The sequence below is a fragment of the Microbacterium testaceum genome, from assembly GCF_001476655.1.
GTDB lineage: Bacteria > Actinomycetota > Actinomycetes > Actinomycetales > Microbacteriaceae > Microbacterium > Microbacterium testaceum_C.
The window spans coordinates 1-16462 of record NZ_LDRT01000010.1; the positions used below are offsets into that span (position 1 = coordinate 1).

At 67.1% G+C, this 16462-nt stretch carries 20 protein-coding genes; 4 read left to right on the forward strand and 16 right to left on the reverse strand.

Translation table 11 applies throughout. From position 1 onward, the window contains the following. Positions 1 to 56 precede the first annotated feature (56 nt). Entirely contained in the window at positions 57 to 1007 is a 951-nt protein-coding gene (locus NS220_RS01950; RefSeq protein ID WP_058622424.1) for a LysR family transcriptional regulator, read from the reverse strand. Positions 1008 to 1110: 103 nt separating this feature from the next. Between NS220_RS01950 and NS220_RS01955 the strand changes: the two genes are divergently transcribed. Then, positions 1111 to 2091 (forward strand): putative oxygenase MesX, encoded by a 981-nt coding sequence (locus tag NS220_RS01955; protein ID WP_058622425.1) that lies wholly within the window; start codon positions 1111 to 1113, stop codon positions 2089 to 2091. Next, complete coding sequence (locus NS220_RS01960) at positions 2088 to 3131, forward strand: methionine synthase (protein ID WP_058622456.1); 1044 nt, start codon at positions 2088 to 2090, stop codon at positions 3129 to 3131. The genes NS220_RS01955 and NS220_RS01960 overlap by 4 nt, the downstream gene beginning before the upstream one ends. Positions 3132 to 3388: 257 nt before the next feature. Here NS220_RS01960 and NS220_RS01965 read toward each other — a convergent pair whose 3' ends face one another. Further along, positions 3389 to 3616 (reverse strand): DUF3263 domain-containing protein, encoded by a 228-nt coding sequence (locus tag NS220_RS01965; protein WP_058622426.1) that lies wholly within the window; start codon positions 3614 to 3616, stop codon positions 3389 to 3391. Positions 3617 to 3856: 240 nt separating this feature from the next. Between NS220_RS01965 and NS220_RS01970 the strand changes: the two genes are divergently transcribed. Beyond that, positions 3857 to 4129: a hypothetical protein gene (locus NS220_RS01970; RefSeq protein WP_242864501.1), complete on the forward strand. Its 273-nt coding sequence runs from the start codon at positions 3857 to 3859 to the stop codon at positions 4127 to 4129. Between the two features lie 169 nt (positions 4130 to 4298). Next, a complete protein-coding gene (locus NS220_RS01975) occupies positions 4299 to 4901 on the forward strand; it encodes a hypothetical protein (RefSeq protein WP_153004109.1) in 603 nt (200 codons plus the stop codon). A 57-nt stretch (positions 4902 to 4958) separates the two neighbouring features. Here NS220_RS01975 and NS220_RS19555 read toward each other — a convergent pair whose 3' ends face one another. The 14 genes from NS220_RS19555 to NS220_RS02045 all read right to left on the reverse strand — a co-directional run bounded on the left by NS220_RS19555 (position 4959) and on the right by NS220_RS02045 (position 16394). Further along, complete coding sequence (locus NS220_RS19555) at positions 4959 to 5351, reverse strand: hypothetical protein (RefSeq protein ID WP_153004110.1); 393 nt, start codon at positions 5349 to 5351, stop codon at positions 4959 to 4961. After that, positions 5348 to 5800 carry a hypothetical protein gene (locus NS220_RS19560; protein WP_153004111.1) on the reverse strand — a complete coding sequence of 151 codons (453 nt, stop codon included), beginning with the start codon at positions 5798 to 5800 and terminating at the stop codon, positions 5348 to 5350. Before NS220_RS19560 ends, NS220_RS19555 begins: the two co-directional genes overlap by 4 nt. A gap of 413 nt (positions 5801 to 6213) precedes the next feature. After that, a complete protein-coding gene (locus tag NS220_RS01990) occupies positions 6214 to 7449 on the reverse strand; it encodes a hypothetical protein (protein ID WP_206542978.1) in 1236 nt (411 codons plus the stop codon). Continuing rightward, positions 7449 to 8615: a hypothetical protein gene (locus NS220_RS01995; protein ID WP_058622432.1), complete on the reverse strand. Its 1167-nt coding sequence runs from the start codon at positions 8613 to 8615 to the stop codon at positions 7449 to 7451. Before NS220_RS01995 ends, NS220_RS01990 begins: the two co-directional genes overlap by 1 nt. A gap of 299 nt (positions 8616 to 8914) precedes the next feature. Beyond that, positions 8915 to 9790, reverse strand: coding sequence for an alpha/beta fold hydrolase (locus NS220_RS02000; RefSeq protein ID WP_153004112.1), 876 nt, complete (start codon positions 9788 to 9790; stop codon positions 8915 to 8917). 1 nt (position 9791) lies between these two features. Beyond that, entirely contained in the window at positions 9792 to 10823 is a 1032-nt protein-coding gene (locus tag NS220_RS02005) for a hypothetical protein (protein ID WP_153004113.1), read from the reverse strand. A 10-nt stretch (positions 10824 to 10833) separates the two neighbouring features. Next, positions 10834 to 11268: a hypothetical protein gene (locus NS220_RS19565; protein WP_153004114.1), complete on the reverse strand. Its 435-nt coding sequence runs from the start codon at positions 11266 to 11268 to the stop codon at positions 10834 to 10836. Between the two features lie 92 nt (positions 11269 to 11360). Next, positions 11361 to 11870: a holin gene (locus NS220_RS02015; RefSeq protein WP_058622436.1), complete on the reverse strand. Its 510-nt coding sequence runs from the start codon at positions 11868 to 11870 to the stop codon at positions 11361 to 11363. 45 nt (positions 11871 to 11915) lie between these two features. Further along, a complete protein-coding gene (locus NS220_RS02020) occupies positions 11916 to 12272 on the reverse strand; it encodes a hypothetical protein (RefSeq protein WP_058622437.1) in 357 nt (118 codons plus the stop codon). Position 12273: 1 nt separating this feature from the next. Beyond that, on the reverse strand, positions 12274 to 12696 hold the full coding sequence (locus tag NS220_RS02025) for a hypothetical protein (RefSeq protein ID WP_058622438.1): 423 nt from the start codon (positions 12694 to 12696) through the stop codon (positions 12274 to 12276). After that, positions 12693 to 13490, reverse strand: coding sequence for a hypothetical protein (locus NS220_RS02030; protein ID WP_058622439.1), 798 nt, complete (start codon positions 13488 to 13490; stop codon positions 12693 to 12695). Before NS220_RS02030 ends, NS220_RS02025 begins: the two co-directional genes overlap by 4 nt. Positions 13491 to 13547: 57 nt before the next feature. Next, positions 13548 to 14672, reverse strand: coding sequence for a M23 family metallopeptidase (locus NS220_RS02035; protein WP_058622440.1), 1125 nt, complete (start codon positions 14670 to 14672; stop codon positions 13548 to 13550). Beyond that, on the reverse strand, positions 14665 to 15786 hold the full coding sequence (locus NS220_RS02040; protein ID WP_058622441.1) for a hypothetical protein: 1122 nt from the start codon (positions 15784 to 15786) through the stop codon (positions 14665 to 14667). The genes NS220_RS02035 and NS220_RS02040 overlap by 8 nt, the downstream gene beginning before the upstream one ends. Positions 15787 to 15800: 14 nt before the next feature. Continuing rightward, positions 15801 to 16394 carry a hypothetical protein gene (locus NS220_RS02045; protein ID WP_153004115.1) on the reverse strand — a complete coding sequence of 198 codons (594 nt, stop codon included), beginning with the start codon at positions 16392 to 16394 and terminating at the stop codon, positions 15801 to 15803. Positions 16395 to 16462: the final 68 nt, after the last annotated feature.

Here is a 16462-nt window from a genome sequence, read left to right on the forward strand (position 1 = left end):
GGTGCGGGGCGCTGGGGTCCATCTCGACCGAGCGTATCCCGCGGTGCCGCGCCATGTCAGGCCACCGGGTCGGTGAGCGCCACCCCCGCTTCGGTGACGACCGTCCGCACCTCCGCGAGATAGCGCTGCGCCTGATCGGTGAGCGGGATGGCCGTGCGGCCGATCCAGCCGATCTCGATCCGTTCGTCGACGTCGAGGGGAACCGCCACGATCTCGGGGTCGAGGTCGTCGCTGATGATGCCGGTCGAGATCGTGTAGCCGTCGAGGCCGATCATGAGGTTGAAGATCGTGGCGCGATCGGAGACGCGGATCTCCTGCGCGCTCGAGAGCGTCGAGAGGATCTCTTCGGCGAAATAGAACGAGTTGTTCGCGCCCTGGTCGAAGGTCAGGCGAGGAAGGTCGACGAGGTCGTCGAGGGTCGCTCGTTCGCGCGAGGCGAGAGGGTTGCGCCGGGAGATGAAGATGTGCGGGTCGGCGACGAAGAGCGGGTGGAACGCCAGCCCCGAATCGCGCAGCAGCTTGTCGATGACATTGCGGTTGAAGTCGTTGCGGAACAGGATGCCGAGCTCGCTACGCAACGTCCTGACGTCTTCGATGATGTCCCACGTCCGCGTCTCCCGGAGCGAGAACTCGTACTCCGCCGCGTCGCTCGCCCGGACCATGCGCACGAACGCGTCGACGACGAACGAGTAATGCTGCGCCGAGACGCCGAGCAGTCGGCGAGACGGGGGGCGACCGAGGTAGCGCTGCTCCAGCAGCTCGGCCTGCTCCACGACCTGTCGGGCGTAGCCGAGGAACTCCACGCCGTCGTTGGTGAGCGTGACACCCCGGGCGGAGCGCAGCAGGAGATCTCTTCCCACCCGGCTCTCGAGATCGCGCATGGCCGCCGACATCGTCGGCTGTGCGACGTAGAGCAGGTCGGCGGCCGCGCTGATGGAGCCTTCCGCGGCGACCTCGATGAAGTACTGCATCTGCTGGAGCGTGATACCGCTCGTGCGCCGGGCCATAGGGAGAGGCTATACCACTGCATAGTCGGCTCGAATTACCCGATGACTGATCGAGGCGAGCACCATGAGGAAGCGGCATCCGACCCCTTCTGATTGGCACGTCATGACGAACGACATCACGTTCAGCATCACCACCACCCGTTTCGACGAGGACTACGCCCCGGCGGAGAACTCGCGCGTGACGACGAACTTCGCGAACCTCGCTCGCGGGGCGGGGCGTCGACAGAATCTCCGCGGTGCCCTGTCGATGATGGATCGCCGCGTCAACGAGCTGCTCTCCGTCGACGCGCGGTATCGCCTCGAGCTCGACATCGTGTCGGTGCAGCTGCAGTTCTCCGACGGGACCGACGACGAGCGGTTCCCCGTGATCGAAGTCCTCGACGTGCACATCGTCGACACCGAAACCGGTGAGCGTCACGCGGGCATCGTCGGCAACAACTTCTCGTCGTACCTCCGCGACTACGACTTCAGCGTGGTCCTGCCCGCAGCCAAGGCCGCCGCGGGGGCCTTCACGGTGCCTGACGACTTCGGCGACCTGCACGGCAAACTCTTCCAGCACTTCCTCGACTCCTCGGCGTACCGCGACCGCTTCCCGTCCTCGCCGGTCATCTGCATCAGCGTGTCGACGAGCCGCACGTATCACCGCACCGGTGTCGTGCATCCCGTGCTCGGCGTCGAGTACGTGCAGGACGCGTTCTCGCTCACCGACGAGTACTTCGCGAAGATGGGCCTGCGGGTGCGGTACTTCATGCCGCGCGGCAGCGTCGCACCGCTGGCGTTCTACTTCCGCGGCGACCTGCTCGCGGACTACACCGACCTGCAGCTGGCCGGCACGATCGCCACGATGGAGACGTTCCAGAAGATCTACCGTCCCGAGATCTACAACGCCGTCGTCCCTGCCGGCGAGGTGTACCGCCCGACCCTCGACCAGGCGGAGTTCGTTCGCACCGGCATCGACTACGACCGCGAGGAACGCAGTCAACTCGCCGTGGTGCAGGGGCGCTACGCCGAGGAGCACTTCGTGAAGCCGCACCGCGCCGCTCTCGACGCGTGGTCCGCGAACGTCGGGGCGGTGCTGCGATGACCTCGGCTCTTCTGCCCACCGCGCTCGTCGGCAGCCTCCCCAAGCCCGCGTGGCTCGCACGACCCGAGGTCCTCTGGGCGCCGTGGGAGCTCGAAGGTGCCGAGCTCGTCGAGGGCCAGCACGACGCGCTTCGTGCTGCCGTCCACGAGCAGGAGCGCCGCGGCCTCGACATCATCAGCGACGGCGAGCAGACCCGTCAGCATTTCGTCACGACGTTCATCGAGCATCTCGACGGCGTCGACTTCGAGAACCGCGAGACCGTCCGCATCCGCAATCGGTACGACGCCAGCGTTCCCACGGTCGTCGGAGCGGTCAGTCGGCGTCAGCCGGTCTTCGTCCAGGATGCCGCCTTCCTCCGAGCGCAGACCGACCGACCGATCAAGTGGGCCCTTCCGGGACCCATGACGATGATCGACACGCTCTCCGACCGCCACTACCGCAGCCGCGAGAAGCTCGCGTGGGAGTTCGCGACGATCCTCAACCAGGAGGCGCGTGAGCTCGAAGCGGCGGGGGTCGATGTCATCCAGTTCGACGAGCCGGCGTTCAACGTGTTCTTCGACGAGATGAAGGACTGGGGCGTCGCCGCCCTCGAGCGCGCCGCCGAGGGGCTGCGGGCCGAGACGGTCGTGCACATCTGCTACGGCTACGGCATCAAGGCGAACAACGACTGGAAGGCGACGCTCGGCTCCGAGTGGCGCCAGTACGAGGAGTCGTTCCCCCTCCTGCAGCGATCCACGATCGACGCGGTGTCGCTCGAGAGCCACCACTCGCACGTGCCGATCGACCTGATCGAGCTCATCCGCGGCAAGAAGGTCATGCTCGGAGCCATCGACGTCTCGACGGAGACGATCGAGACGCCCGAGGAGGTCGCCGAGACCCTGCGCCGCGCCCTGCAGTTCGTCGACGCCGACAAGCTCATCGCCTCGACGAACTGTGGCATGGCTCCGCTTCCGCGCCGCGTCGCGATGGAGAAGATGAGCGCGCTGACCGCGGGGGCCGCGATCGTACGCGACGAGGTGTCGTCGCCGGCTCTGGTCTGACACGCGAAGCAAGACGGCGGGAGGGCCGGGGCGAACGGAGGAGGGATGCCGGGTCCCCGGCCCCTCGTTCGTCCCCGGCCGTCCGTGCGCCACGCGCGACGCCCGCGGTCTGCGGGATGGTAGGGCGGGTGGGACTTGAACTCTCTGCACGCCCGCCAGCGACCGCGCTCACCGCGGAATTACGCGGATGATGCGGTGGCGTGCGGTGGTGTTCGAAGGGGTGAGGTGGGGGTGAATGTGGGCAAAATGTGGGCAGATCAGCTCGCGTTTCGACGGCCGCCGACAGCCCGCTGACGCAGGAGTCTGCGCACGAGAATGGGCCTCGCCTCGAGCGCTTCACGCGTGTCGATCGCGTGCTCGAGCAGCTGGAAGTACCGCGCCGGCGGGACGCCGAAGCGGGCGCGGATCGCCTCGTCCTTTCGGCCCGACCATCTCGGCCACTGCTCTTCGAAGTCGAGCAGCTCCGTCGTCATGATGCTCGTCATGTGGACAGTCTCCTCGGGGCCTCCGACATTGCGGCTACGCTCCCCCGATGACCCTCCCACCGCCACTCGCGTGCCCCCTCTGCGGGACGGTGATCGCGGCCACGTGGTGCCATGCGTGCCGCATCGACGTCATCCCCGTGTCGGTGGGATGACGTAGCCTGGACCCCTCTCGGCCGGGGAAAGGACACCCGGGCACCCGTGGGAACGAACAGACGCTACGCACACGTAGTCGATCGGCGCATGGACGAGAGGATCCTCCTCAACATCTCGCGCGGAGGGCCGCTGCAGTCGCTCACCGCGGTCGAACTGCGGTTGAACGAGGTGCCGTTGACAATCGACCCGCGGCCGCGCCGGAAGGTGAAAGCCTGGGTGCGGTTCGGCGACGCGCCCGTGCGGGTTGACGCCGTCGCCGCGAGGTGGACACCGGATGCCGTCGGCATCGTCTTCCGCGTCGAAGAGATCGAGCATCGGTGCTGGGTCTGGGCGGGTGCCGTTGACGACCTCACGTCCTGAGCCACCGCTGCCCACTCACCGGCGATATGGTTTGACACACCGAAAGCCGACGACGAAGGAGCAACCGTGACAATCGACTCCGAACAGATCGCTCGCATCGTTCCTTTTCCCCGTCGGCCGAGCCAAGTCACACCTATCCCTGGTCTCTGTGAGAGGTGCGACGAGTCCAGTGGCCGATGCGCTCAAAAACTCGGCCGCGGACAAGGGCGGTGCTGTGCAGTGTGCACCCACGGGCGAGCTTCGAATGAGTGAGCTCGATGCGATCGTGAAGAGGCTGACGAGTCTCAGGGCCTACTCCGCGCTCGGGATGATGGGGGCTGGCCTACTCACGACTGCGGCTCGCGATGGCGTTTTCAGGGCCCTCGGTTGGACGGGTGCTATGGCTCCCGAACAGCTATTTCTTCCTCTGCATCGAGGGGGGCACCACCCCGTAAGCATCTCGGAGGCGACCTCGGTGCTGGCCGACGCCGACTACACGCCGACGTTCTGGGCATGGTCCAACCTGCTTGCTCTGGAACTTGGGCAGAGCCTGGGTGAGCTCCGCTACCTCGATAACCGGCCGTCGTTCGAGTTCGCGCGGCATGTACGAAACGCCGTCGCTCATGGGGGAACATTCGATATTCGCCACATGGTGGGGCCCGCCGGTTTCGCTGAGTTCGAGATCGTCCCAGCCCTGAATGGCACGCCCCTTGCCGACTTCGTCAGCCCCGGGGACGTCATGGCATTGTTCGAGTCTGTTCTCGACGATCTCAGGAACGACTTCCTGGAATAACGACGAAACGCCCCCAGCGTCACCTCTCAGAGAGGGACGCCGGAGGCGTCATGCAGATCACGGAGTGAACAGAGGCCCGCGAGCAGTTGCATAGGCCGCCAGCGCTCGCGCCTTTCGCGTGATGCTTCGCTCGTCGGGCCGCACTTCAATGAACGCGTGGTCGGCCGGCTTGTCCGGTTCGTGAGAGTCGTCGCCCGCCCCACAGCCGACTTCGGAAGCCTCATCTACGCGCACGCCGAAAGTCCCAGCGGAACGCCGCTCGTCGCCGCCGGAGTACCTCTTCCACGCATCTGCCGGATCGACCGCTGCGCGCATGCACGAAATCCGGCCGTCGGGTTCGTTCTTGCGAGGTTTGAAGGCGGAGCTGTCGATTTTGGGTTCGGACGGATGCCAGGCGGTCGGATGTACCTGACGGCGAAGTACCTCGTCGTCAGGCAGCGGCATGGTCATTCGGAGAACCGCAAGAAGTCTGTCAGCGCCCCCGCGTCGAGTGGCACCGTACGGGACTGGAAGTTGTCGTTCACTTCGTCGTCGATCATCAGATCCATCCGGTCGTGCCAGAGCAGGGCCGTGTACCAGATGCCAGATTTCTCCCATTCGACGTTGATGTAACCGTCGGCGTGGGGACTCGCGCCGATGAGCGCTCGACCTCGCGCCAGATGTTCCGCGGCTCGGTAGAGAGTATTGACTGCGGCTCGTGAGGGGGCGACCGACCCCACCCCATCCCATCCAGGGCGCAGAGATACTAAAACGCCCAGGCGCTTTTCCAAGGCATCGGACGGACGGATTAGAAGCAGCTCCAGGGATGTGTCGCTAGCTTTCGCCATCTCCTGTGTCGATAAACCGCGCGAGCCGTCGAGCGGTACAGAACGCGCGACAGAACGCTGAACAACGGTCATGTCTAGCTCGAGACCTGGTGTATCTGACGCATCTGCTGAAGGATCTCGGGTGGGCCGGTGAAACCCAACCGCTGAAAACGGCATCCTTCGAAGTTGCAGTCAAGGAACGCCATGGGGCCCAGAATGCGATCAGTTTCGGGGAGGTCCCAAACCATACCCGCAAGAGGCCCTTCAAATGCGCACCCATGTAGTGAGCCACCGTTGAGGTAGAGGATTCCCGGCCCGACGAGGACACAGTTGACGAGACTAAACCCGCGCAACTCATCCGTGACCGTGAACAGGTCTGCGACGCGGATGACCTCGTCGATGATGGTTTTTCCCTCATACGCCACACGATCACCATAGTCACTGATGCCGCGAGACGCAGCCGCCCTCGGCGCCTCCTCCTGATACGGACCACCCCGGGGTGGCGGTCAGGTGGTGAGTGCGGTGCCGTAACGGTTGGCGAGCCACCGGGCGACCGCGAGGCGGGTCGTTCGGTCGTGGTTCGCGGCGTAGAACAGCCCGCGGATCGCGAGCGCGTTCGTGTTGACAGGCGTTGGCAGGTTCGCCGAGGCGCTCGGCGTGCGCGCGCGGATGAGCGCGCGGGCAATGCCGATCCCGGCACCGCCGGCGTACGTCATCACGTGGTCGATCTTGCCGTCGATCATCGTCAGCAGACTCGCGTCAGTGCCCCCGGGGAAAGTCATCGCCTGGGCAACGACGTGACGCCCCACCTCCCACGCGCGGGTTTCGTTCATCCGCGTCGGGCTGATGCCGTTGCGGTTGTCGAGCGGGCTTGGGCCGGTGCCGAGGCGCGAGTGCGCGTAGGTGTAGTCCGAGAGGTTCCGGCGGCCGAATGAGAGCGCGCCGTGCGTCGCCCAGCCCGTCGACCACTGCTGCCCCAGCGGTGCACCGAGAACCGCAAACGGCTCCGTCCACTCCGCGGCAGGAGAGTACGCGTCGTACACCCAGTAGACCGAGAACGGGTCGAAGGGCTGACCGCTGATCGCCGCCTGAACGCCGTCGCCCTCGATGCTCGCCATCGGTTTACCGGCGATGCTGTCGAGCGTGTACGGCCAGCCGACGGACCCTCCGCTGGCGCGGCTCTTCCACCCCGGCGTGTCGGGTCCGGAGTAGACGAGGGGGGCATCGCCCTGAACGAGGCGTGCCCGGGTCGCTTCGATCCACTCGCCCGCGGCGAAGGAGCCGCCGTTGTCCTCCTTGTACGTGGCACCGTAGGCGCGATCGGTGGGTAGGTTCGTGGCCGTGGCGCGGACTAGCGTCCAGCTCGTGCCGATGGGCTGGTCGAGACGCACGATGCCGTCGTAGCTGGTCCCACGGAATCGGATGTATCCGGCTCCGGCGGGGCGAGCTGTGCTCGCGCGCATCCACATGAGCAGGCCGATGCGGCCTCTGGCATCCGGTCGCACCTGGTAGTCGCGCATGGGCGAGATCTCGGCGTTCGTGCTGGTCGCGCCGGACGATGCTGTGATGCGTCCAGCGAAGCCTCCGAGCAGAGCGCTGGCGACCGACGTAAGCGCAACGGGCGTGCCACCGCCTGCGCCCCCGCCGAAGGTCGACCACATGGAAGGCGCGTTCTGGCCCAGCGGGTCGCGGATGAGGTTGTACTCCGGCTGGGCGCGCCGATCGAGCAGGAGCGCGCGCATCACGCGCCCCGCTGCGCCGGAACCATCGCCCACCAGCGGATGCCGTCGTAGACCATGCCGATCATGTCGACCGCGCCGGCCGTCGTCGACAGGACCGGATCCAGACCCTCGTGCGTGAAGATCGCGGCCGGGATGGTGAGCGTGCGCCCACCCGTCGCGTCCTGCGTCAGCACGAGCGTGATCATCTGCCCCGGGGTCGGCACCGTCGGGAGGGTGATCCCGGTGACGTTGCCGGTGAGGCGGCGGTGGATGATCGCGTTCGTCTTCGCGTCGGCGAGGTTCAGGACGCCGGGGGGCTGGTCACCCTGCTGCACGAACAGGAACGTGGCCGTCTGCACGAGCTGCTCGACGGTGGCCTTCGACTGCCCGGCCGACGACGCGGAGTCGGCGGCTTCCCCGGCCTTCGTGCTGGCTGTTGAGGCGCTTGTGCTCGCCTCGTTCGCCTTCGTGCTCGCCGTGCCCGCGTGGGTCGAGGCGTTCGACTCCGACGTTGCGGCAGCGGACGCCGACAGTCCTGCCTTCCTCTGACTCTCAGCCGCGGCCGAAGCAGAGTCGCTCGCGCGTCCCGCCGCCCCGGATGCCTGCCCTGCGCTCTCCGACGCCGCTCCGGCGAAGCCAGCAGCGTGGCCCGCCGAGCCAGCGGCAGAACCCGCGCTACCCGCGGCGTCACCTGCAGACGAAGCCGCAGACCCCGCCGAACTGGCAGCCGCGCCCGCGAATCCCGCGGCGTCGCTCGCGTGCCCCTCCGCCACGCCTGCGGCGGCGACGGCGTCGGCTCGCGCTCGGTAGGAGTCCTGACGGAGGATGTCCCACTCGGCGAGCACGTCCTCCGTCGGCTGGTACGTGTCCGGGTTCACCTTCATCAGAGCGCCGAAGGGGACGACGTCGGTCGTGTCGGGGACGGAGAGTGTCCACTCGCGTTCGACCGTCCCGACCGCGACGCTGATCCAGCAGAAGTGCGCGCCGTCGGTCGGGGGCACGTCGATCTGCTGCGGCTGGCCAGGGCGGAGGACGATGTCCCGCTGGCGAGAGAAGATCACCTTGTCCCCGTCGATCGAGACGTACGGGCCGCGCGCGTCTCGCGCCTGCACCTTCACCGTCGCGGCGACGGGGATTGGCTCGAGCGCGAGATCGCGGATCAGCGTGGTCAGATCGATCCGGGGCATGAGGGACTCCTGAACTCCCGCACCGCGCGGGACGACTACTGCTGTACGATCACGAACCAGAAGGGGGGCACCGTGCATAAGGCCGACACCGGGTTGCCGGATATCACCGCCGGGCTTGAAGGCGAGTCCCCCGAATGCCCGGACTGCCGACACCCGGCGATCACGACACCCACCCGCGGCTCCGGCATCCGCCGGTTCCTCGGGATGCGCCCTCGGCCCGCCGAATGCAAGGTGCCCGAGTACGACATGTCCGGACTCGCGCCCCTGCCCTGCGGGTGCAGGCACCTGTCGCACGGCTCCTAACGGCGACGACGTACCGTGTACCGCACCCCGTCCACATAGATAGAACGGCGCTTGGACCGGTAGCCATAGCCCGCCTCCGGCTCCGGAGGTGTCCCCCCGGTGACCGCGAGCAGGAAGTCGGTCATTGGCTTCACGCGTGTGTACGAACCGTTCGACGCGGAGTGATCCCCGCCACCACGGATATCGACCCAGTCGACCGCGGGTTGACCGGCGTACATGGTGCGCATGGCCTCGCCATTGAACTGCGGAGGGACGAGGGTGTCCGCGTCGCCCCACAGTTGCAGGACATTCCCGCCTGTCCACCGTGACGCGGGGCCAGCGACCGGGTTCATCCCCGCGGACGCCGCGACGAGCTCCGCCTTCGACGACACGCCCCACGAGGCATTGAAGGCGGACGTCCACCGGCCCCCGTCCCAGTCGTACGCCCACACGAGATCCTGCACGCCCGAGTTGGAGATGAACCCCTTGAATCGGGCATCCGAACCGCGGCGCGTCCAGTACAGGCGCGCTCCCACGAGACCGCCCATCGAGCGGCCGAGGACGATCACGTTCTTGATGTCGTACAGGCCCGACACGTGAGCGAGGGACGCTTCATACGCCGCCATCGACGCCGGGGAACCCCACGCGTTCGCGCCCGCGCCGATGCCCTCGACCCATCCCCACCCGTTGTCGATGATCCAGTTCCGCAGCCCAGCCCACGCAGGCATCGTCGCGAACTGATCCGCCGACCCACCGGCACCGTGGCAGTACAGCACGAACGACCGCTCCGGGAGGGCAAGCGCAGACTCCGCGATGCCCCAGAACGTCGACCCACCCCCCGACACCGTCGCGGAGCGAACCGTATAGACAGTCCCGGCAGGGGTGGATGCCACGTCAGCTCACCGCCCGATCAACCTGAATCGTCCCCCACCGCGCAGCCGCGACCGCGCTCGAGGTGTTCCCGGTGTAGAACCCGACCCGTGTCGCCGTCGCCAACTCCGGGACGGAGAACCCAGCGGTCTGCTCATCGAATACGACGAACTCATCCGACCCCTTGAGCACAGAGACGCGCAGGCGACCGACGACAAGGTCGTCGAACACAATCACGTCACCCGACGCGATCGGAACTGTCGACACCCCCACGTCAGTCACGGTGCCGGCGATGCGCTTCGTCAGCCGGTAGGTGATCTGCGACGAGGAAACGCGGGACACGAGGAAGTGGTTGTTCTCGTCCACGTACCGACCGGTGATGCCCGGGTATCCCGCCGCCTGCACCGGAATCGACACCCGGGTCCGCGTGCGGGATACGCCCGTGTTGATGACGGCGTACCCGCCAGTCGCGCCCGTCGCGGTGATCGCCACCTGTTCCGACACGATGCCCCACGTGCCGCCCCCGGCAGTGGTCCAAAGGAACCCGCCCACAGGGGTGGAACCGAGGAGACCGTCACCGCGTGCGAACGTGTCACGAGCCAGTAGCTCGGTCGTCACCTCGACCTCGTCGACCTCGTCACCCGCCGCGAAGTTCGTCGGCAGCGGGGCACCAGACCAGACGCGCCACACGACGACACCGGCCCAGTTCGGTCGTGCGACGTTCCGGTTCGACAGGGCACCGTTGAAGAACAACGGCATCCCCGGGAACCCCTCCAGCACCCGCTGCTCCACCAGCGTCAGAGTGCGGGATTGAAGCGGCGACTCCGGGTTCTGCATGTCATCGGCAGTTTGCTCGCTCGCCAACTGCTGGACGGCCGCACCCGACTGAGTGTCGCCGCCACTGAGGAACGCCGCGATCGTCGCGTCGTCAGCAAGCGCGCCAGCAGCAGGAAGACCCCGTGGCCCCTGTGGACCGCGTGGCCCGTCGTCTCCCTGATCGCCCTTAGCGCCTTTGAGGAACGCGACCGGGGCAAGCCCGAAAGGAAGGTCAGCCATGATGCTCCTCTCAGCCCGGGTAACGGGCCCACGGCTGATCGCCGTTGCGGTTCAGATAGAAGGCCCCCGGAACCGGGGATTCGGGCCACGGCGGACCGATGAACCACACCGCCACGGGAGCGCTCACCATGTCCTTCACCGGGCCACCACCGATCGCTGCGGTTATCATCCACTCGGACCAACCCGACTCGACCTCGACACCGCCCGATGTGGTCGTCAGCCAAGTGCAGCGGAAGATGTACTTGACCGCGGGCGACGTCTGCGCGGACGGGACGAGGTTCACCATGAACGTCCCATCGGACGCCAGGGGGGCTGGGATAGGGCGCCGCGAGAGCAGACCACTGGGCCCGACCGCGTCACGGTCAGTCGTCACCTCGAGCCGTGGCACAGCCCCGGGGAACGGACGCCCGGCGAAGTCGCTCAGGATGCCGTAGTAAGTCGCCACGCGGCGCTCCTCTCAGCCCTCAACCGGGCGGGGAATGTGCAGGTAGACAGAAGCGGCGGCCCACACGAGGAGGACCGCCGCCAGGAACCGGATCACGGCTGGTTGTGCGCGCCCGTGTCGCGGAACTGCGACGGGTTGTGCGGGTCCACCGGCTGCACCACGTTCTCGATGCGGTACTCACCGACCTGCAGGTTCACGGTCTGCCGCGAGGGGTCGGCGGGGAGAGTGACGAGGATGAGACGCAGAAGCGAGCCGAGGGCGGCGATGAGTGCAGCCTGCAGGACGAACGCCCAGTCGACTTCGGTGATGAGGGTCGCGCCGACGAAACCGGCGGCGAGGGACTGTGCAAACGTCTTCACGACGCGCTCGACGGCGGCGAGCCACCACGGCAGGTTCACGCCCTCGACCTCGGGGAGCCCGGCGAGGCTGGTGACGATAGACGCGACGAACGCGAGCGCGGCGGTGAGCAGCACCGTCACCCACGGGATTTCGGCGAGCAGCGAGGCACCGAGGTAGGGTACGGCGACGGCGAGGGCGGTGTACGCGGCGCGCTTGCCGGCGTCCGCCCACCATGTGGGGTTGGTCAGGTTGGAGAGGTTCACGAGAGTTCCTTCCGGGAACGAGAAGACCCCGGCGAGGTGCCGGGGTCAGGGCTTGTCGCGGCTCGGCCGCGAGGGGTAGGGATCGAGCTCGTCGGGATCAGTCCCCGGAGCGTCGATGAAGCGCCGGCGCGCGAGTGCGAGGGCCTCCTCGAGGATCCGCGCCCACCGCTCCCACCACCGGACGTCCGCATCACGCGCGGCACGTTCGGCGGCGAGGTCGATGACCGCAGCGTCGCGCTCGGCGCGCGCCTTGTCACGCTCGCCGATCGCCTTGTCTACTTCCGCGCGTCGGCGCTCGAGGTGGCCGGCGCGGGCATCGCGGATCCAGTCGAGGGTCTTGGTGGCGATGCCGCCGACGACCGATGACCCGAGGATGAGGGTCCAGAGCTGTGCGGCGTCCATGTCACCTCCGGGGCTCGAAGGTGTACTTCCTGATGAGCAGCCACCGCACGAAGAACACCGCAGCGCCGAGAGCGATCCAGCCCATCTGTGTGAGCCGTGACCCTGATTGCGCCAGGTGGAGGATGAGGACGACGCCGAAGTAGATCGCCGCGCCGGTCCAGATCATGACGATCGAGATGCGCTCGGCGAACCACCAGCCGGGGAAGACGGTCAGCATGCCGCCGAAGGCGCCCATGATGACGAACGCCGCCCACATGGCTGTGAGCGGTGTGCCCAGGGCACCCTCGATGGACTGCGGCGGGCGCAGGAGCGTCGCGAACCCGGTCGCCAGCGCCACCCCGTAGATGACGAAGTACGTCGCCTTGAGGTGACGGGGCTCGGTGATCGACTCCCACGCCCGCCGAATGCGATCCCGGATCGTCATCGGCTGATGTCGACGCCGCGCGCCCGGAGGATGTGGTCGGCGTCGAGCGTCTCGCCGTCCTTCGGGAGGCGGGCGATGTCACGGGACGCCCACGTGAACCCGTACTGCTTCAGCAGCATGAGGATCCCCGCGTCGGTGAGCTGCCGCTCGCCGGCCTTCTCCCGGTCGGCCTGGCTCGCGTTCTCGCCAGGCCACGGCTTGCCGGTGTTGAAGTAGTTCGTGTTCGCCGCGGCGATCTCGTTGAAGTGCCGGGTGATGCAGATGCCGGGCACCATCGTGTAGCTCACGCCGCCCGTCGTCGATCGGAAGTTGATAGGCATGTCTTCGGCCTCCTCAGGCTCGGGCAGCTTGGTGGTCTCGGGGTTGATGGTGATGTCCGCGAACGCGGGCACGTTCCAGGGGTCGAAGTCGCCGATGTGCCACAGCTCCTGCGGCGAGACGAAGTCGACGGTGAAGCCGACGATGCGGCAGAGCGCGACGAACCGGGCCCAGCCGAGCGACGCCCAGTTGTAGACGTCGATCGCCGCACAATCCCGGCCGCCGTACGTCAGGCCGTGGGACGAGTACCCGGGCACCGCGGCCCACACGCCGAGCTCGGCGCGGTACTCGTACTGGATGCTCAGTGGCCGGTAGGCGTTCCATCCCGGGGAGATGACGAGCCAGACGCCGTACTTCTCCCAGGCGAGGCGCTGTAGCTCCTTCCACCGTGCGGCGGTCCCGGCGGGGAGGTAGTGCTGGTCGCCGAGCTTGACGAGCGCGCTGAGCGGCGCCTGCCCGTTGGCGTATCGCGGCATGCGGGCACGTCCTTTCCAGTAGTCCCGGGCATATGCGCGGGCTGTGCAGAGCGGTGGTCAGGCGGCGGGGAGCTTCGTCCGCGGGTTGACCCGCACTCCGTCGACCTCGACCTCGAAGTGCAGGTGGTTCCCGAACGAGGTGCCGGTGTTGCCTACTTCGCCGAGGATCTGACCGCGCGCGACATGCGATCCCGTCGTGACGGCGGGGGCACCGTTCATGTGCGCGTAGCGGGTCTTCAACCCACCGCCGTGGTTGATGAGCACGTAGTAGCCGTAGCCACCGGCCGAGTCGAACCCGGCGAACTCGACCGTCCCCGACCCAGCAGACGGGATCGGGGTGCCGTTCGGGGCGCCGAAGTCGATGCCCTCGTGGAACGTCGAAGCACCCTCACCGGGCGACTCGCGCGGACCGTACTCATCCGTCACCGTGGACGGCGGCAACGGCCACGACAAACTCCCACCAGGCCCACCCACCCCGGGCGCAACCATGACGACCTCACCCGATGTGGTGATACCGAGCCACTTCACACCGTCCGTGCTGGTCACCTCACGGATACCGCCGAACGTGATGCCGTCGTCCGCCACGGTGATGTACTTCCCACCGGACAGAAGAGTCGCCAACGCGTCACCGACCGTGAGAGCGCTGATGCCCTTCCGGACACCGATCGCGGTGGTGTTCGAGTACAGCTTCGACCCGTCGGAGAACAGGACCGCGCCACCATCGGTGGACGGGTCCAATGTCATCGAGGTGCCGACCGACACCTGCCCGCTGGCGCCATCGACGACCACACGGTTCGAGCCGGTGCCGAAGGTGGCTTTGCCGCCCTCGATGGTGACGTTCCCGTTCGTGAGGGAACCCGCGCCACCGTCGAGGATGATGCCGTTCGGGCCTGCACCGATCATGATGCGACCGCCACCGATGGGACTGATGAGGACATTCCCGACACGGAGGACACCACCCTCGAGAACTTCCCAGTCCCCAGCGATGGAGCCGGTACCCCGCCACCGGAACGTGCCGTCCCCGTCGAGCGTGGCACCCGAGTCGAGCTTCAACAGCCCGCCGATGAAGCGGAGACGCCCTGCGGTGACGGAGGCGTTCTCGAGGAACGCACCGGACTTCAATCGAGCAACCTGACGCTTCAGATCGTCGATCCATCCGGCGACGTCGTTGAGGTTAGGCAAGCTGCACCTCCGGCTTCAACTGCCGCCCGTTGCCGCCGGAGACCTTCACCACGCGGAGCGTGTGGATGCCGGCGGGGATGACGGGATCGAACGGTGACCCGTCCGCGTTTGTGGGCACCTCGATCTGCAAGACGCTCGCTGCGCCGACCACGTCGGGCGGGTACTCGTCGCCGATCGTGAAGCCTCCGACGTCCCACTGGACGATGGGTTCCACGTTCGCGGCGTAGTGAGCGCTTACGGCCTGCTGCAGCGCAGCGCCCGAGAGATCGTCGAACGACTTCTTGGTATCGCGGATCGGGATGGTGATGACGCCACCCGCGGCTGCTGTCTCTTGGTCCTCACCCGTGCCGTTACCGATGCCCTGAAGACCCGTCACCTGCTGTGACCCGTCAACCCGGTACGTGATCCCCGCGACGGGGCTACGTGCGGCGTCGAGGTGGAACAAGGTGCTCCCGATGGTCACCCGTGGTGCCACGCGCGTCTGAAATCGCACGCCGCCGCCGGCGGTGGCATACGGGCGGAGGTAGATCTCCACCCCCATCGCCTGCTTGATCTCCGTGAGGATCTCGTAGATCGAGTAGCCCTTCCAGAATGGATAGGACCCGCTGAACGTCCCCGGGTTGTCCGCGGGGAGGTCGATCGGGTACATGCCCGCCGGGCCCCACCACTGCATCATCCGAGCGATCGTCTGAGCCACCGCACCGGCCGCATCCCGGTTCGTGATCGTCAACGTCGAGTACTTGTCCGCACCGACACCGTCGACCATGCGCCACTTCGACTCGGTGAGCAGGTCGATCGCGTACGCCGTGACCTTCCCCTCATCGAGTGGGTAGTCCCAACTGTCGATCTTGTGCGCGAAGAACGGAAGGTCTCCGGGGTGCGCGCCGCCGTTGACGCCCCACCACCGGACGAGAAGCCGATCGTTCGGCTTGAACAGGTCCGCGATCTCCCCCGGCGCCCACGGGTAGCCGGCGTCGTTCACCACGATGGTGACCTTGCTCTCACCGTCCCCAGCGACACTCGCCGAGAACGGGCATTCCCCTTCCGGGTCGAGTCGACGGATCGGCTCCCCAGTCTTCGCGTCGTGCACCCAGAGCGACCAGTCAGGTTCCACCGGTCACCTCCTTCTCACACAAACGTGTCGCGGTGAATCACCCGCCCGGGAGCGGAGAGGAACACCTGCCACTGCGTGCCATCCGGGATCGCCCAGAGCTGGCCGTGACCGACGCCAGGCAGCAGCACACCGTCTCGCGTCACGCGCCCGGTCATCATGTCGATCCGGTGAGTACCGCCCGCTGTTGCCCCTGTCACGGTGAACACCCCACCCGGAGAAGACACCGAATACGACGACGGGGCATCCGGAATTTCGATCACTGGGTGGGCGGGGAAGTTCCCCCATGACGGCACCCACACCGACCCACCCGCCGAGCTCACCGTGTACGTCGCAGGCGGCGCATACTTTCGCGGGTCCGGGGCAACGAGAGTCGCCGCCCACGAGCCCAACAGCATCCCGCCCGTGCGACGCTGCCGATCGAACGCCTCAGCTGCGATCACACGCACCGTCGCCGTCAACGTCTGACCGAGTTGCTCCACCGTGAGGTCGAAACGATTCCCTCGCGCACCCCACCCGTTCGCCTCATCGCAGCGCTGCTGCATGTCGAACTCGCTGCTCGCGAGAATGTGACCCGGGTCGATCGTGATCACCCGCGCCGGCAGACGCACCGGAACATCGTGCTCACCATCGGAGAGCGCACGCACCAGCGCCTCACGCCGACGCGCCGGCAACCCCT

What these genes read in the sequence shown, in the direction of transcription:
- NS220_RS01970 (WP_242864501.1), top strand. Translation starts at nt 3,857, where the DNA reads ATGGACGAGAGGATCCTCCTCAACATCTCGCGCGGAGGGCCGCTGCAG.
- NS220_RS01955 (WP_058622425.1), top strand. Translation starts at nt 1,111, where the DNA reads ATGACGAACGACATCACGTTCAGCATCACCACCACCCGTTTCGACGAG.
- NS220_RS02025 (WP_058622438.1), bottom strand. Translation starts at nt 12,696, where the DNA reads ATGACGATCCGGGATCGCATTCGGCGGGCGTGGGAGTCGATCACCGAG.
- NS220_RS19555 (WP_153004110.1), bottom strand. Translation starts at nt 5,351, where the DNA reads ATGACCATGCCGCTGCCTGACGACGAGGTACTTCGCCGTCAGGTACAT.
- NS220_RS01950 (WP_058622424.1), bottom strand. Translation starts at nt 1,007, where the DNA reads ATGGCCCGGCGCACGAGCGGTATCACGCTCCAGCAGATGCAGTACTTC.
- NS220_RS01990 (WP_206542978.1), bottom strand. Translation starts at nt 7,449, where the DNA reads ATGCGCGCGCTCCTGCTCGATCGGCGCGCCCAGCCGGAGTACAACCTC.
- NS220_RS02030 (WP_058622439.1), bottom strand. Translation starts at nt 13,490, where the DNA reads ATGCCGCGATACGCCAACGGGCAGGCGCCGCTCAGCGCGCTCGTCAAG.
- NS220_RS02005 (WP_153004113.1), bottom strand. Translation starts at nt 10,823, where the DNA reads ATGGCTGACCTTCCTTTCGGGCTTGCCCCGGTCGCGTTCCTCAAAGGC.
- NS220_RS01965 (WP_058622426.1), bottom strand. Translation starts at nt 3,616, where the DNA reads ATGACGAGCATCATGACGACGGAGCTGCTCGACTTCGAAGAGCAGTGG.
- NS220_RS01960 (WP_058622456.1), top strand. Translation starts at nt 2,088, where the DNA reads ATGACCTCGGCTCTTCTGCCCACCGCGCTCGTCGGCAGCCTCCCCAAG.
- NS220_RS02020 (WP_058622437.1), bottom strand. Translation starts at nt 12,272, where the DNA reads ATGGACGCCGCACAGCTCTGGACCCTCATCCTCGGGTCATCGGTCGTC.
- NS220_RS01995 (WP_058622432.1), bottom strand. Translation starts at nt 8,615, where the DNA reads ATGCCCCGGATCGATCTGACCACGCTGATCCGCGATCTCGCGCTCGAG.
- NS220_RS19560 (WP_153004111.1), bottom strand. Translation starts at nt 5,800, where the DNA reads ATGACCGTTGTTCAGCGTTCTGTCGCGCGTTCTGTACCGCTCGACGGC.